Source organism: Halioglobus maricola (genome assembly GCF_009388985.1).
Lineage (GTDB): Bacteria > Pseudomonadota > Gammaproteobacteria > Pseudomonadales > Halieaceae > Halioglobus > Halioglobus maricola.
Window position 1 is genome coordinate 3,216,333 of sequence record NZ_CP036422.1, and the last position, 15,033, is coordinate 3,231,365.

Below are 15,033 nucleotides of genomic sequence, written 5' to 3' on the forward strand. Positions count from 1 at the left end.
CCGGGCTATGCTCATGAGTTTTCATAATCTCGATACGCTTGTTTTACCACCTTGTCTTTGCGCAATTTATCCAGAGCGGAACTTTCTATCTGCCGAATACGCTCGGTGGAGACATCGAACTGCGCCGCGATTTCCCGCCGGCTCAGAGCTGGCATATCGGACAAGCCCCAGCGCAATGTAATGACCTTCTGCTCTTGCTTGGTCAGAACGTACAGGCTGCTCATCAAACAACGGTGCAGCGACTTCTGTTCGGCTTGGAGGGCAGGCGCGGGGTAGGTCCAGCCACTCATTTTTTCACCCATGGTAAGCCCGGCGGGATCATTGTCGGAAGGTTGATCCAACGAGACCGAGAGATTCCCCATACTTCTCCACTCTCTTACCGTCTCGGGTTCCGTCCCCAGCTTGTCGGCCAGATACTGCACGCTAGGCTCACGTCCATTGATACTGATATACGACAGGCGCTCCCTGTAGAGCCTGTTAACGCTGGCTGCCACATTCGCGGGCATCCTGACCACGGCGCGCTGTTCTTCCAGAAACCGGCGCGCTGCCTGGCTGATCCAGTTATAAGCGTAGGTGCTAAACCGATGCTCTGATCTGTAATCGTATTTTTCAGAGGCTCGAATAAGGCCCACAATGCCGCTCTGCACCAGGTCCGGGAACGCGACTGTCGCCGTAGCCAGCCTTTTGGCGATCGAAAACACCAGCCGCAGGTTATGATTAACAAGGCTTTCGCGGGATGAAAAATATTCGCGCAGCCAGCGGCGCAAGTCGTCATCGCCGCTCAACTTCGAGATCGTAGAAAACTCCACCGTTTCAAGCCAGGATGCCTGCCAGTCACGCAGGGCCTGTGCCATTTCACAAGCGGGCTCTGTATTGACCGCCAGTTGCGCAAAACCAGCAACCAACGGCGGCGAAAGTTCCAAATCTTTCAGGGTGTTTCCAAGCTCCCTATTGGCGAGTTCATCACCCGCTTTTTCAAACGCTATGTGGAGTTTCTTAAGTTGCTCTTTTCCCACCTTGCTTGTGCGCAACTCTCCTTGCTCACGGCGCAGCAGATAATAATTACTCCTGTCCGCAATGCTTTCCAGCGATGGGGGGTTATCCAGGATATTACTTGTCCAAAGGCGGAGATAGGATCGCCCTGCACTTTCGGCAAGGAGAAGCTTTAACAGCTCGTCGCGCGACTCCCATTTTCTCGCATCTATTTCCCGTTCTTCTACAGCACTCAGTAAGGGGTAATCACGGGCCTTCTCGAACAGCCACTCTACGCCACTGTCGTCCTGAGTTCTCTTCGCTGAGTTCACTCGGTGTTCCTCCTGTTGCATATCTTGATACGGCAACAGGAATCGTTCGGGTGAGGATTGTGGGACGAAGACCCAGACAGAAAGCCAACGAAAACCCGCCTTGGCTAATATTGCCGGCTAGACGAAAAAATCTCCGTTTCCCGCGCCCAGTTGGGTGGCCCCTAAATTGCGGGCAAAAGACGTGGGATTATTCGCGACATGCGCGCGAGCGGTATGGATATCAAGAAAGCGCTGCTGGATTTGGCTGCCAACAAACACCGAGGAACCACCCGCCGAAGAGAACAGGGAGTCCACTACCTCAATGGATTTCTCTATCACCAGGGAAGCCTGGAAGCGGTAGAGAATGCGATCATCGATCTCGATCTTCTCGCCCCTGCGCAGGGTTTCCATCATCGTATCGAAATTGGATAGCATAACGCTGCTCATCTCTTCAATGCTGTTGCGAGCCCGGGCGATACGCATCTGAGTGCCTGTGTCCTGTGCCAGCTTCGTGATATCGCCGCTGGCCTTGCCCTTCACCAGGGCACAGTACTGCGCTAGCGCATCACGTGCAGCACCAATGGCTGGCGTAGACACGACACGAATAAACAGCTGTGCCCAGGGCATGTGATACAGCTCCGCACTATCCGAAGACACGCCCGGGTTAGTGCCCGCGAAACCGTCCGACTGTTTGTGGGTGCGGTAGTCAGGCACAAAAGCGTCTTCCACAACAATATCGTTTGACCCGGTACCCTGCAGACCCATGGAATGCCAGGTATCTTCGATGCGGTAATCGCTCTTGGGCAGCAGGAACGTGCGATACGTTCCGTCCGGCAAAATGCCGCCCAACAGCACCCAGGTGCAGTGATCGCAGCCGCTGCTCCAACCCCAACGGCCGCTGAAGCGGAACCCACCCTCAACCGGCTCTACCTTGCCCATGGGGGCATACGACGATGAGACCCGGGTGTGGATATCATCGCCCCACACATCTTCCTGCGCCCGGGGATCCATCAGGGCCAGCTGAAAGGCATGCACCGCCACAATCCCTGACGCCCACGCAGTGGACATACACGCTTCGGCAATGGCCATCTGCATCTGGAAAAAACACTGGGGATCCACTTCTGCACCGCCCCATCGGGCCGGCTGCAATGCCAGGAAAAATCCCGCGTCCTGCAGCGCTTGAATGTTCTCTGAAGGTACTTTGCGTTCAGTACGCGCCGCTTCCGCATTATTGCGAAACAAAGGCTGCAGCGCCTGCACCCTGGCCAACATCGCGGCGCCCGTCTCATTCGTTTCCTGCAGGTTTTCGTCAACCGCTATATTCACTGTCTTTCCTCTCTCTGGTTATTTATTTTTCTACTGGGACTATATTTGCCGAGGTGGCATGCCCGGCTTGGCATACGCCATGCGCTTCAGCTCAACACCCTCGTGATAGGCGTCCAGGCCAGACAGCGCAACGCTGCCCGCCGCCACCAGGTCGAGAGACCCATCCGATCGCTGCGAGCCTTCCGGCACCTCCGCCAGCACGACTTCTCCTATCACCAGGTGAGTGTTGTTCACTTCCAAGGGCATATGCTCTCGCAGTTCCATGCCCAACCTCACTTTGGCCTCGAGCACCAAGGGGGCCGCGAACCCGTCTTCCCAGGTTGGCGTCAGCCCGGCCTCGTCGAATTCCGAGGTTTCCGATGGATAGCGGGCCGCAGTCTGGTGGGCCGCTGCAATGAAATCTGAGTGCACGTGATTGAGGCTATACACCCCTGTCTCAAGAATGTTTCTCAATGTATGGCGCTCATCCCCGCCCGGCCGCACAACCAGCCCCAGCAGGGGTGGGTGAGAGCCCAGGTGCACGGTTGAACTCATAATCGCGAGGTTCGTCTTTCCCTCGGCGTTACGGGTTCCCACCAGATTCGCCGATTTAAAGCCGGACAGGCAATTCACAAAGGCGGCGCGCGCCCTCGTTTCCATGCCCGCCAAATCTTCTGCTTTGAGCTTCATAGAGACGCGGCGCTATGCCTCGCTATCCAGCTGCCAGACACAGCGGGATGCGTGGGAAAATTGCCCAGCAGATGCCGTATCTGCGCCCAGTGCACGCTCACTCTCCTTGAAGACCGCCACTGTGAACGCAGCGCCACCAAATACCAGCAAGTGAGCAACCCATACCAGGCCGAAATTGTAGATAGAAAGAAACGAGAGGCTAAACACCATGCTCCACATCCACGCTAATACCTGCATGAAGTAGTGCTGTGATGCGAGATCAAGATGCCTCAAGGGGTTGCGTCGGTTGTCCATCACCACGCCCCAGCAGTCGACAATAAATTTTGTCACGGGCGACGGCCCTTTGCGCCGCTTGCCAGGTGATGCAGTCATCGGCCTCTCCTCGACCGCCGCGCTGTGGTGCGCGTCTGGAACGCCGTTTTCAGCGTACCACTGCTCCCACTCGTAGGGCGTGAGCGTAGTTGGCACACCCTTCTCCATGGCCCTGCGCATCGACTTGCCACGCAGGCTGTTGTCTGTTTTCTTGCTCGATTCGTTACCGGACATATGCATCACCTTCCCTTTACAGGGTTTCAACAAATGCGGCGATATTGTTCATATCATCGTCGCTCAACATGGCGGACTGCCCCCACATGAGGGCACTCTGGTTACCTCGGGTCTCCCCGTTCTTGTATTGGACCAACTTTTCATAAATCTCTGAGGCTGTCTGACCAGCGAGCGCTGGCCCCACGCCCCCCTCGCCTTTTTGACCGTGGCAGGCGATGCATCCAGCATATGCAGCCTTACCCAGTTCGGTTGGCGAAGCGGCCGCCCGGGCCTCTGCCTGAGCCGCAGCCATCATCACCACGCCGCCTGTTTCGTCTTTCCACTTCTCGTAACACTCACCGACACAGCCATGAACGCGCGGCTGCTGAAAAGAGTTCGTCTCCATGGCGATCAGAGGCAAGCCAAGGGAAAAACAGGCGAACAGCCAAAGGTGAAGGTTTCGTTTGAACACAGCGTCCAGCTCCGAGATGCATAGTAGTTATAGCAACGTACGCCCGCTGCTGAACCCCGGACGTTCCAGTGCAGAGGCAATGCTGGTCAAAAGGCGGACGGCATGCTCGGCGAGCAAGAAGGGCGACAGCGGCTAATTCAGGCGCGCGCAAGCCCGAATTGGCCAAAAAGTAGAGAAAACCCCGCCGCAAAAGTGACCCACTACTCATTTTGCCAATCTCCGGGTTTCCCCTCCCCAGCGAGGGCTCTAACATCGGCTTTATAAACTAAGAAACCGCGCCAGCAACGACCTGACGCGATATCGCAGGGAACCCTACATGAAACCACGCCAAGACTCCCTTCTGGGCCAGGCCTCCGAGGAAGAACTCACCGCCTGCATTCGCTTGCTGGCCCTGAACGTGGTGCAACACCGCTCCGCCGGCAGCTTTACCTCATTCCGCGACTCTGCAGAAATGCTGCGCCCCGGGAGCGCCGATCCTAACAAGCTCGATCTCATCGTGGGCAGCCGCGACGTGGTGGAAGAAGCACTGGAAGTCGTGCGGACCATCGCCGCTGAGAAAAAACCGACCGAGGACGAACCTGAAGCCTCTGCTGAGGAGCGCCGGAAGCACCTTCGCATCTCTGTCACTGCACCTATCAAACTGATCTGGCCCGGTGAAGACACACCGACAGACGCAAGGCTGCAGGACATCTCATGGGGAGGTGCCGCGATCAAAGTAGACAAAGTGAGAATGGCCAGTGGCGATACACTGATCGTCGTGATTCCCGGCACCAATGGCCAGCCCATCCACATCGAAGCCAAATACCTCCGAAGCTGGAAAATGGATGATCGCGGCGGCGAAGGCCTCGCGGTACGTTTCTCCAGCATTGCAACGAGTGACGAAGACGAACTCGAAGCCGTACTGCAGATGCTTGCACAATCAGGCGACAGCGACGGCCTGCGCGCACACGCCCGCCTGCATCAAAGGCTGGACCTCCAGTTCGAAGGCGATGAGCTCAAGGCATCTCTCGAGGATATCTCGGCGGGTGGCCTCGGTGTCACCGTGCCGGAACCCCTGCAGATCGGCCAATCTCTACAAGCGATCATCAGCACCTTTGATGAGAAGCACAGCCTGAAGCTGCGCGCCCGCGTGGTGAGGCAGGAAAAGATCAGTATGGGCAAGGCAGAGCTTTACCAGGCGGGGCTGAAATTTGAGCACCCCTCGGAAGAACTGGCTGAGCTCACCCAGGCGTTGATTAGCAAGATGGCGCGCAGCGGGCGCTAGCTGATAACCGATTGACGGAAGCAGGTATACTCACGACAGCCCACCACCACAGGGACTCGTCGTGTCCAACAACAAAGTCACCGTCATCGGCTCCACCAACTGGGACATCTGCCTCTACCTCCCCAGCTTACCGACCCCCGGCGAAACCGTGGGCGGCGGCGACCTCAAGTCCAATCTGGGTGGCAAAGGCGCCAATCAAGCTGCCGCGGCCCATCTGGCAGGGGCAGAGACGACGTTCATCAGCTGTCTGGGAGACGACGGCAGTTCAGCCGACATCCTCGCCCAATTCGAAACGCTGGGCCTGCCCGCCCACGGCATAACCCGGATCCCCAGCACGCCCACCGGCACCGCATGCATATTCATTGATGCCAACGGCGAAAACTGCATTGGGCTGACTGCCGGGGCAAACAGTGCACTGACCCCAGCGCTGCTGGATGAAAAATCTGGCTTACTCACTTCCGCGGACGTGGTGGCACTCCAGCTGGAGATCCCCATGGAGACCGTTCTACACGCTGCGACACTGGCCAGTGCGCAAGGGCAGCTGCTGATCCTCAATCCAGCACCGGCCCAGTCGCTGCCGGAAGAAATCTACCAGCACATCACCCTGCTCACCCCCAATCGGGGGGAACTGGCCACCCTCACCGGCATGCCCACAGCAAACGCCACAGAGATTCTGGCGGCAGCTTCAGCGCTGCTCGCGAAAGGTGTAAGCGCGGTCGTCGTTACACTCGGTGGCGAGGGGGCGATGCTCGTGACAGCGGGCGGAGAAAAGCACTTCCCTGCCCAATCCGCAGACGTCGTCGACACTACTGCAGCGGGCGATTGCTTCAATGGTTATCTCGCGGCCCACCTGGCAGCGCACGGCATGGCCGATATCGAGCACGCCATCACAATCGCTATCGCCGCCTCGGCGATTGCGGTGAGCCGGCCCGGGGCAGTCGTATCATTGCCACGCGCGGAGGAAGTCACCGCGCAATAGGGCTGAGATTCATCTATGATTCCTGTCATACGACACAAACAACGGGCACCACAATAATGCTTCAAAAAGCCACTACGCTAGCAACAACTCTATTGTTCGCACTGACCCTCGCAGCCTGCGGTTCAGAGCAGCCAGCTTCGACCGAGACGGCAGCACCGGACGCGGAAAAGCCCGTCAGAGTGGCCTTGATCATGAAGTCCCTCGCCAACGAATTCTTTATCAATATGGCCGACGGCGCCAGGGCCCACCAGGCCGAGAACGGCGGCTACGAACTGGTCGTAAATGGCATCAAGAATGAGAGCGACCTCGCCCAACAGGTGTCGCTGGTCGAACAAATGATGGCCACACGCGTGAATGTCATCGTGATTGCTCCGGCCGATTCCAAGGGCTTGTTGCCGGTGGTGAAGCGCGCGATGGACGAGGGCATTGTGGTAGTGAACATCGACAACAAGTTTGACAACGCGATTCTGGCGGACATGGGCATCAGGGTGCCGTTCGTGGGGCCCGACAATCGCGAGGGCGCAAAGCTGGTGGGCGATGCGCTGGCCGCAAAACTCGAGGCGGGCGACCAGGTCGCCATTATCGGCGGCATACCGGGCGCGTTTAATGCCCAGCAGCGCCAGCTAGGTTTCGAAGACGCCATGCAGGCGGCAAACATGGAGGTAGTCTCCACCCAGGCCGCAGACTGGGAGCAGGCCAAGGCAGCGAGTGTCGCGGGTGCCATTCTGGTGGAAAACCCCGAGCTGGCCGCCATTCTTGCGGCCAACGACAGCATGGCCCTGGGCGCTGTTGCCGCGGTGCGCCAGGCCGGCAAGACCGATGACGTACTTGTCGTCGGCTTCGACAATATCTCCGCCGCCAACGACCTGGTACAGAGCGGCGAGATGCTCGCCACCGCCGACCAGTTCGGCGACCAGCTCGCGGTGTTCGGCATCGAGTACGCCCTGCAGATTCTGGCATCCGGCGATATACCCGAAGATCGTAAAACACCCATCGAACTCATCACGAAATAGTGCACTTGAGGGACTCAGCCAAGCCCCTGCTAAGCCTCAGGGGGATGTATAAATCCTTCGCATCCCCCGTGCTGACCAACCTCGACCTGGATATTCTCCCGGGGGAAATTCACGCCCTCATGGGCAGCAACGGCGCCGGCAAGAGCACGCTGTGCAACCTGATCACAGGCATTCATCCGCCCAACGCTGGCAATATGGAATTTGATGGCCAGCCACACGCACCAGCCACCCTCAAAGCCGCCGAAACTATCGGCATCCAGATGGTGATGCAGGAACTGAACCTGTTCCCCACCCTGAGCGTGGCGGAGAATCTCAGCTTCAGCAGCCTCGGTGGGCGCGCCGGCCTGATCAACCACAGCAGCGTGGTGGAACGCGCCAGGCATATGCTGGCCCAGCTTGAAATGGATGACATGGACCCGGAGACACCGGTGTCCGCTCTGGGCGTCGGCCACCAGCAGCTGATAGAAATTGCCAGAGCGATCAGCCAGGACGTCAAGCTACTGATCCTGGACGAACCCACCGCGTCCCTCACCGACCCGCAAATCGAGACTCTGTTCAAACGCCTCAATGCCATGCGCGAAAAAGGTGTGAGCGTAATTTACATCTCGCACCGCATGGACGAGATCGCGCGCATCGCAGACCGGGTGTCGGTGTTACGCGATGGCGAATTGGTGGCCACCCTGGCCATTGCCGACGCGGCTCCGGATACCATCGTCAACCTGATGGCAGGTGAATTACCCGAGCAGGACGAGCACTCCTCCCACAAGACGTCGGCCGAAACTTCCGCGGAGGTTTTGCTACGCGTAGAAGGCCTGAGCGTGGCCGGTTCTATCGACAACGTCAGTTTTGACATCCGCGCCGGCGAGGTACTGGGCATTGGCGGCCTGATCGGCTCGGGCCGCACGGAATTGCTCAGAGCCATCTTTGGCGCGGACAAGGCTTCGGGCGGCCGACTCAAGTTCGCATCCGATGGTTTGAGTAGCTCTCGCCTGATGCAATCCCCTCGCGAGGCTATTGCCGCAGGCATCGGCCTGGTAGTGGAAGATCGCAAAGACCAGGGCCTGCTCCTGGGCGACACCATCTCGAGCAATATCTGTCTTGGTCAGCTGCAGGGCCTCAGTAACCGCGCTGGTGTCATCGCCGCCGACAAAGAAGCGGCGATGGCCACCGACGCGGCGCAGGAGCTACAGATAAAATACGATGACCTGCAACAGCCTGTGACCCAACTCAGCGGCGGCAACCAGCAAAAAGTCCTGATTGCCCGCTGGCTGCTGAATGACCTTCCGATTCTGTTGTTCGACGAACCCACTCGCGGGGTGGATGCCCGGGCCAAAGCCAGCATCCAGGCACTGCTGCGGGAGCTGGCGGCAAAGGGCAAGGCGGTCGTGGTGGTCTCCAGCGAGACCGACGAATTGATCAAGGTGTCCGACCGTATCCTGGTGATGTCCAACGGAAGGCATGCCGGTGAGTTCAATGCCGCAGATGTCACCGAAGAACAACTGCTCGAAGCGAGCTTCAAACACTATTCCAAGGCCCAGCATGCATAAGATCAAACTCCCCTGGAATTCGCTTGGCCTGGTCGCCGTGCTTCTGGCGCTGGTATTGTTTTTCAGTGTCTCCAGCGAATACTTCTTCACCGGTGTCACCTTCCGCACCCTGGCAAACCAGATCCCTACCCTCACCGTGATCGCAGTGGGAATGACCTACGTGTTGCTGATTGCCGGTATCGATCTGTCCGTGGGATCGGTGATGGCACTGTGCTCTGCCGTCATGGGCGTGGTGATTGCAGACATGGGTATGCCTCTACCGGTTGCGATTGCGGCGGGCCTCGTCAGCGGCCTCCTCGCCGGTCTCGTGAACGGCGCGGTCAGCGCGCGCTGGGCCATCCCCTCCTTCGTGGTGACATTGGGCATGCTGGAAATCGCGCGCGGTGGTGCCTACCTCGTCACTAATTCAGAAACACGCTACCTCGGTTCAGCCGTCGAAGTCATTGGCTCGCCTATCGCTGCCCTCGGCGTTTCCCCGGCGCTGATCCTCGCCATTCTGGTGGTGATCATCGCCCAGTTCGTACTGAGTAAAACCGTGTTCGGACGCTACATGATCGCCATTGGCACCAATGAAGAAGCAGTGCGCCTTACCGGTATCAATCCGGTTCCCTGGAAAATTCTTGTGTTCTCGCTTTGCGGCCTGCTGGCCGGCCTCGGTGGTGTGTTTCAACTGGGCTACCTGCAAACGGCAGACCCTAACGCCGGGATTGGTCTCGAGCTCTCGGCGATTGCCGCTGTCGTGATTGGCGGCACCAGCCTGGCAGGTGGCCGTGGTTCGGTGGTAAACACATTTATCGGCGTGCTGATTATCGCCGTCATCCAAACAGGTCTCGCACAGATGGGTGTCTCTGAACCTTCCAAGCGCATTATCACTGGCGCGGTCATCATTGCCGCCGTGCTGTTCGACCAGTTCCGGGAGCCTGTAGGGAAATGGCTTGGCGCACGGCTATCTCGCGAGTAGTCGCATAAATCGCGGCCTTCGTCGCATCGGTCAGCACATTCGGCGCAACTGGCCTATTATCAAAACTCACTTGGAATCTCAGGGCTTCGTTGCATGCGCGTGCTAAAAACTATTCTGCTGTCCATCTTCGGGCTTTTGCTGGTCGCTATTTTGGCGCTCGGTTTTGTCATAAGCCGCACTGATGACTGCCCCACCCCTCCGGTAGCCTCGACAGCTAAAGAAACCGCCACCGTGATCACTTACCAGTGTTACGGTGGCACTGAAGTCCTGCAGCAAACTGTGATCGAGAAACCTGTACCCGGCCCTGAAGAAGTGCTGGTGAAGGTGCACTACGCCGGTGTTAACCCGCTGGACTGGCACCGCATGCGCGGCTCTCCCTATATCATGCGCCTGAGCAGTGGCCTGGGCGCGCCGGAGTCTCATCGTATTGGCGCTGACTTCGCAGGCACGGTGGAAGCCGTGGGCGAGACAGTGAGTGCTTTCAAGCGTGGCGACCGCGTCTTCGGCGGCAAGACCGGTGCGTTCGGCTCACACATTGTGATTAACGAGGGTAGCGCCATCGCCCACGTGCCGGACAACGTGACCCTGGAACAAGCCGGAGTCATAGGCATCGCCGGTGTCACCGCTCTACAGGCACTGGTAGAGCACGGCCAGCTCGAAGCGGGAGACACGGTGTTGGTCAATGGCGCCTCCGGTGGCGTTGGTACCTTTGCCGTACAGATTGCTAAAGCGCTGGGCGCGCAAGTGACGGGCGTTAGCAGCGCGCGTAATCACGAGACCGTGCTCGGCCTCGGTGCCAGCACCATGATCGATTACAAAACTACCGACTACACCGACCTTCCTGCGCGCTATGACCTCATCATAGACATGGTGGGCAACCACTCGCCGCTGGCAAATAGTGGCGTACTGAAACCCGACGGCAAGCTGATTCTTGTCGGCGGGGCTAAGGGCGACTGGATCGGGCCGCTGCAAGGTCCCATCGCCTCGATATTCAGCGGGCCCTTCATGGATCAGGAGGCGATCGTACTCTTTGCTGAAATGCGCAAAGAGACGCTGGCGGAGCTGGCGAATCTGATGAAGCGCGGCGAACTCACTTCTATCGTCGGCCACCGCTACCCGCTGACGGACATCGCCGAGGCGATGGCACTTTCAGAATCAAGCCGCGCCCAGGGCAAAATTTCAATCGCGATCGCGCCGTAGCAGCGCCCACAAAAAAGGGGCCTGCCGGCCCCTTGAGTGCACTGCGCTAGCAACTCATCACTTCACATCGAAGCGATCTGCATTCATCACTTTCACCCATGCGCTGACGAAGTCGGAAAGGAAGGTGTCCTCAGCGTCCGCAGAGGCATAAGTCTCAGCCACTGCGCGCAATTCGGAATTCGAACCGAAGATCAGATCAACAGAGCTGGCCTTGTAAACAACCTTGCCTGAGGCGCGGTTCTTGCCTTCGTACATGCCCTCACCCGCCTTGGACCACTCAGTATCCATGCTCAGCAGATTGACGAAGAAGTCATTGCTCAGGGTTCCTGGTTTGTCAGTGAGTACGCCAGCAGTTGAGCCGCCGGTGTTCGCACCCAGAGAGCGCATACCGCCCAGCAGCACCGTCATCTCGGGAATAGTCAGCCCCATCAGATCCGCTTTCTCTACCAACATCTCAGTTGGTGGAAGGTAAGCGCCACTGGAATAGTAGTTACGGAAGGCGTCAGCCTTGGGCTCCAGCACCGCAAAGGACTCGACATCGGTCATGTCCTGGCTTGCGTCTCCACGCCCTGTCATTACCGGCACTTCGATTTTATGCCCGGCATCCTTCGCTGCCTTCTCGATGGCGGCAGCACCACCGATCACGATCAGGTCGGCCATGGAAACCTTGCCAGAATCTGCACGGACCTCGCCAAGCGTGTTCAACACCTTGTTGAGTTCCTGCGGATTATTGACCGCCCAGCCCTTTTGCGGTGCCAGCGCAATGCGAGCGCCGTTGGCGCCGCCGCGCATATCGGTTTGACGATAAGTCGACGCGGAAGCCCAGGCAGTGCGCACGAGCTCCTGCACTGTGAGGCCAGACTCGAGCACGGCTTTCTTCAGCTTTTTCACTTCACGATCACTGAGTTCCTTGCCTTCAGGCACCGGGTCCTGCCAGACAAACACCTCGTCAGGCGCTCCAGCGCCTACATAGCGTGACTGCGGGCCAAGATCACGGTGAGTCAGCTTGAACCAGGCACGGGCGAACGCCGCGTCAAATTCCTTGGGGTTCTTCCAGAACCGCTCTGCCACCGCGCGGAAACCGGGGTCTTCCTTGAGCGCGATATCCGTGGTGAACATCACAGGTGGATTGCGCTTACCTTCCACGTGCGCGTCAGGCACGATCTCATGCATGCGCTTATCCACCGGGCGCCATTGATGCGCCCCCGCCGGGCTCTGGTGCTGCTCCCACTCAAAGCGGAACAGGTTATCCAGGTAGAGGATCGACCAGGCGGTAGGCGTCTGGGTCCAGGCACCTTCCAGGCCGCTGCTTATGGTGTCTTCAGAATGGCCTTTGCCGCATTTGTTTTTCCAGCCAAAACCCTGCTCTTCGATAGGTGCCGCACCGGGTTCCGGGCCGACACAGTCAGCCGGCTTGCGCGCGCCGTGGGCTTTACCCAGAGTGTGGCCACCGGCGACCAGTGCCACAATCTCTTCGTCGTTCATGGCCATGCGGCCGAAAGATTCGCGCATGTCCTGCGCGGCGGCCATCACATCCATATTGCCGCCGGGGCCTTCCGGGTTCACATAAATCAGGCCCATCTGCACTGCGGCCAGGGGCTTCTCGAGTTCGCCGTCCTTGTAGCGTTCCTCGTTGTCCAACATCGTGGTTTCCTTGCCCCAGTAGACCTCGTCGGCCTCCCAGTCATCGACACGGCCACCCGCAAAACCCAGGGTTTCAAAGCCCATGGACTCCAGCGATACATTGCCCGCCAGAATCATCAGGTCTGCCCAGGAGACGGCGCGGCCGTATTTTTGCTTCACCGGCCACAACAGGCGGCGCGCCTTGTCCAGGCTGACGTTGTCAGGCCAGCTGTTCAACGGGTCGAAGCGCTGTTGGCCGCCATCGGCACCACCACGCCCATCGTGCACACGGTAGGTACCGGCGCTGTGCCAGGCCATGCGAATCATCAGGCCACCATAGTGACCCCAGTCAGCCGGCCACCAGTCCTGGGAGTCAGTAAGTGTTTTCTCGATATCGCTCTTGAGGGCCTTGTAATCCACCTTGGCGAATTCGGCGGCATAGTCGAAATCGGCCCCGTAGGGGTTGGAGCGCATGTCATGGGCACGCAGCGGGCTCAAGTCCAGCTGTTCGGGCCACCAGAACTTGTTGGTGGGCGCCCCAATGGGCGTGGCACTTGCGGCTCCTGCCATGAGCAATGGAGCCAGGGTAGCGGCTGCGACAGCCGAGGCGATTTTGGCGCGTTTCAACATGAGATATCCCTCTGATGGTTTTATACAAACACTGCACTTTTCCCTACAGCGTAGAGCCTGCTAGCGAGAGTGCTAAATTGAAAAAACTGAACATGAGGATCAGATTTATGGATTACATTGAATTGACCGAGCGTTTAGCTGCCATAAAACACGGTCACGATCAGAAATATCTATCAAGTTCATTCAAATGATCAATTTGCCAGAACTATGACCTATACTTTCTAATACTCACTCAGCGTCATCCACAGCAAGGGCAGCAACCGATGATCTCGCTTAAACAGATTCACTACGCGCTGGCCGTCGAGCGCCATCTGCATTTCAAGAAAGCGGCCGAGGAGTGCAACATCTCACAATCGGCCTTGAGCACCGCCCTGTCGGAACTGGAAAAGCAGTTGGGTTTCCAGGTCTTCGAGCGGGATAACCGCAAGGTACTGGTCACCCCCCTGGGAGAGCAGGTACTGGAACGTGCCCGGCAGATCGAGTTGCAAATGGAAGATCTGGTCAAGCTCGCGGAGAGCACCGGTGAGCCCCTGAGTTCACCACTCGCCCTCGGTGTTATCCCCACCGTTGGCCCCTACCTATTGCCGCGGGTCTTACCCACGCTACAACAGCAATTTCCGGCCCTCAAACTCAACATCGTGGAAGACCAGTCCGCAGAGGTACTGGACCAGTTACGCAGAGGGGCGCTCGATGCGGCGATCATCGCCCTGCCTTACGACTGTGAGGGCCTGCTAACCTTCCCTTTCTGGAGCGAGGATCTCTTCTGGATCGTGAACCGCCGCGATGAGGCAGCCTCCCATGAAGTAGCCAGTGTTGACGACCTCTCAAGGTCCCATCTCATGTTGCTCAAAGACGGCCACTGCCTCACCGAACACGCGCTGTCGGCCTGCAAACTGGAGAGTATTTCGCCACACAGTTTCAGCGCTACGAGCCTCTCGACCCTGATCCAGCTCGTTGTGGGCAATATCGGCTCTACCCTCGTCCCGCAGATCGCCCTGGAACAACTGGTCGGCAGCAACGAGGAATTGGCAACTGTACCTCTGGAGGAGCCGGGGCCGCATCGAGAGCTGGCCATCGCGATACGCCCCAACTACCCAGGCATGGCAAATATCGAGGCACTGCTGGCATTATTCCGCAGGGAACTGGGCACAGAACTGAATGGTAAGTCCGCTGGAAAAGTCGAGATTTAGCCGCACAGGTACATACCCTCGCCGCACGCTGGCATATAATTCCGGGGACTAGAATCAACGGACCACACCATGGGCTTGCGAGAGATCCTGATCCTTGGCGCAATTTTCGGCGCGGCGTACTGGTACTACGACGATAACTTTTCGCGGGGCGGCAGCGACCTGCGAGAAGCCCAATGGGAAATCAATCGCCGGGCCATGGCAGACTGCATGGACCGCGAAAGTCGTCTCGCCACGATTGCCGGTAATGCCGGAGTGACACGCAACACGTCAAACGCTCAGGGCGTCTGTGCCGAGGAACTGGGGCTCTATTGGGAAGATGGCCGCTGGAATAGTTTCTAGCGGCCGTTTCGA

General features: G+C 58.3%; 14 protein-coding genes. 8 read left to right on the forward strand and 6 right to left on the reverse strand.

The features are described from left to right. Positions 1-11: 11 nt before the first annotated feature. The 5 genes from EY643_RS14580 to EY643_RS19865 all read right to left on the reverse strand — a co-directional run bounded on the left by EY643_RS14580 (position 12) and on the right by EY643_RS19865 (position 4,275). Positions 12-1,325, reverse strand: a complete 1,314-nt coding sequence (locus tag EY643_RS14580) for a sigma-70 family RNA polymerase sigma factor (protein WP_153239918.1) — start codon at positions 1,323-1,325, stop codon at positions 12-14. 96 nt (positions 1,326-1,421) lie between these two features. Further along, positions 1,422-2,609, reverse strand: coding sequence for an acyl-CoA dehydrogenase family protein (locus EY643_RS14585; protein ID WP_240732720.1), 1,188 nt, complete (start codon positions 2,607-2,609; stop codon positions 1,422-1,424). Between the two features lie 39 nt (positions 2,610-2,648). Further along, positions 2,649-3,278: a flavin reductase family protein gene (locus tag EY643_RS14590; RefSeq protein WP_153239919.1), complete on the reverse strand. Its 630-nt coding sequence runs from the start codon at positions 3,276-3,278 to the stop codon at positions 2,649-2,651. A gap of 12 nt (positions 3,279-3,290) precedes the next feature. Further along, positions 3,291-3,824: a hypothetical protein gene (locus EY643_RS19805; protein WP_240732721.1), complete on the reverse strand. Its 534-nt coding sequence runs from the start codon at positions 3,822-3,824 to the stop codon at positions 3,291-3,293. Between the two features lie 16 nt (positions 3,825-3,840). Next, positions 3,841-4,275 carry a c-type cytochrome gene (locus EY643_RS19865; protein WP_276612648.1) on the reverse strand — a complete coding sequence of 145 codons (435 nt, stop codon included), beginning with the start codon at positions 4,273-4,275 and terminating at the stop codon, positions 3,841-3,843. A 316-nt stretch (positions 4,276-4,591) separates the two neighbouring features. Here EY643_RS19865 and EY643_RS14605 point away from each other — a divergent pair, with 316 nt between their 5' ends. The 6 genes from EY643_RS14605 to EY643_RS14630 all read left to right on the forward strand — a co-directional run bounded on the left by EY643_RS14605 (position 4,592) and on the right by EY643_RS14630 (position 11,239). Then, positions 4,592-5,539, forward strand: a complete 948-nt coding sequence (locus EY643_RS14605) for a PilZ domain-containing protein (RefSeq protein WP_153239920.1) — start codon at positions 4,592-4,594, stop codon at positions 5,537-5,539. 61 nt (positions 5,540-5,600) lie between these two features. After that, positions 5,601-6,518: a ribokinase gene (gene rbsK / locus EY643_RS14610; RefSeq protein WP_170287406.1), complete on the forward strand. Its 918-nt coding sequence runs from the start codon at positions 5,601-5,603 to the stop codon at positions 6,516-6,518. Positions 6,519-6,574: 56 nt separating this feature from the next. Further along, positions 6,575-7,531, forward strand: coding sequence for a sugar ABC transporter substrate-binding protein (locus EY643_RS14615; RefSeq protein ID WP_153239922.1), 957 nt, complete (start codon positions 6,575-6,577; stop codon positions 7,529-7,531). A 44-nt stretch (positions 7,532-7,575) separates the two neighbouring features. After that, complete coding sequence (locus tag EY643_RS14620; protein WP_153239923.1) at positions 7,576-9,078, forward strand: sugar ABC transporter ATP-binding protein; 1,503 nt, start codon at positions 7,576-7,578, stop codon at positions 9,076-9,078. Next, on the forward strand, positions 9,071-10,039 hold the full coding sequence (locus EY643_RS14625; RefSeq protein ID WP_153239924.1) for an ABC transporter permease: 969 nt from the start codon (positions 9,071-9,073) through the stop codon (positions 10,037-10,039). The genes EY643_RS14620 and EY643_RS14625 overlap by 8 nt, the downstream gene beginning before the upstream one ends. 93 nt (positions 10,040-10,132) lie before the next feature. Next, positions 10,133-11,239 (forward strand): NAD(P)-dependent alcohol dehydrogenase, encoded by a 1,107-nt coding sequence (locus tag EY643_RS14630; protein WP_153239925.1) that lies wholly within the window; start codon positions 10,133-10,135, stop codon positions 11,237-11,239. Between the two features lie 57 nt (positions 11,240-11,296). On the opposite strand, the gene katG is transcribed toward EY643_RS14630, so the two are convergent. Next, positions 11,297-13,432 carry a catalase/peroxidase HPI gene (gene katG / locus EY643_RS14635; RefSeq protein ID WP_240732910.1) on the reverse strand — a complete coding sequence of 712 codons (2,136 nt, stop codon included), beginning with the start codon at positions 13,430-13,432 and terminating at the stop codon, positions 11,297-11,299. Between the two features lie 323 nt (positions 13,433-13,755). Between katG and EY643_RS14640 the strand changes: the two genes are divergently transcribed. Beyond that, on the forward strand, positions 13,756-14,682 hold the full coding sequence (locus EY643_RS14640) for a hydrogen peroxide-inducible genes activator (RefSeq protein WP_153239927.1): 927 nt from the start codon (positions 13,756-13,758) through the stop codon (positions 14,680-14,682). Between the two features lie 69 nt (positions 14,683-14,751). Further along, positions 14,752-15,021: a hypothetical protein gene (locus EY643_RS14645; RefSeq protein ID WP_153239928.1), complete on the forward strand. Its 270-nt coding sequence runs from the start codon at positions 14,752-14,754 to the stop codon at positions 15,019-15,021. Positions 15,022-15,033 lie beyond the last annotated feature (12 nt).

What these genes read in the sequence shown, in the direction of transcription:
- EY643_RS14615 (WP_153239922.1), top strand. Translation starts at nt 6,575, where the DNA reads ATGCTTCAAAAAGCCACTACGCTAGCAACAACTCTATTGTTCGCACTG.
- EY643_RS14605 (WP_153239920.1), top strand. Translation starts at nt 4,592, where the DNA reads ATGAAACCACGCCAAGACTCCCTTCTGGGCCAGGCCTCCGAGGAAGAA.
- EY643_RS14640 (WP_153239927.1), top strand. Translation starts at nt 13,756, where the DNA reads ATGATCTCGCTTAAACAGATTCACTACGCGCTGGCCGTCGAGCGCCAT.
- EY643_RS14590 (WP_153239919.1), bottom strand. Translation starts at nt 3,278, where the DNA reads ATGAAGCTCAAAGCAGAAGATTTGGCGGGCATGGAAACGAGGGCGCGC.
- EY643_RS19805 (WP_240732721.1), bottom strand. Translation starts at nt 3,824, where the DNA reads ATGTCCGGTAACGAATCGAGCAAGAAAACAGACAACAGCCTGCGTGGC.
- EY643_RS14630 (WP_153239925.1), top strand. Translation starts at nt 10,133, where the DNA reads ATGCGCGTGCTAAAAACTATTCTGCTGTCCATCTTCGGGCTTTTGCTG.
- EY643_RS14620 (WP_153239923.1), top strand. Translation starts at nt 7,576, where the DNA reads ATGTATAAATCCTTCGCATCCCCCGTGCTGACCAACCTCGACCTGGAT.
- EY643_RS14580 (WP_153239918.1), bottom strand. Translation starts at nt 1,325, where the DNA reads ATGCAACAGGAGGAACACCGAGTGAACTCAGCGAAGAGAACTCAGGAC.
- katG (WP_240732910.1), bottom strand. Translation starts at nt 13,432, where the DNA reads ATGGCAGGAGCCGCAAGTGCCACGCCCATTGGGGCGCCCACCAACAAG.
- EY643_RS14645 (WP_153239928.1), top strand. Translation starts at nt 14,752, where the DNA reads ATGGGCTTGCGAGAGATCCTGATCCTTGGCGCAATTTTCGGCGCGGCG.
- EY643_RS14625 (WP_153239924.1), top strand. Translation starts at nt 9,071, where the DNA reads ATGCATAAGATCAAACTCCCCTGGAATTCGCTTGGCCTGGTCGCCGTG.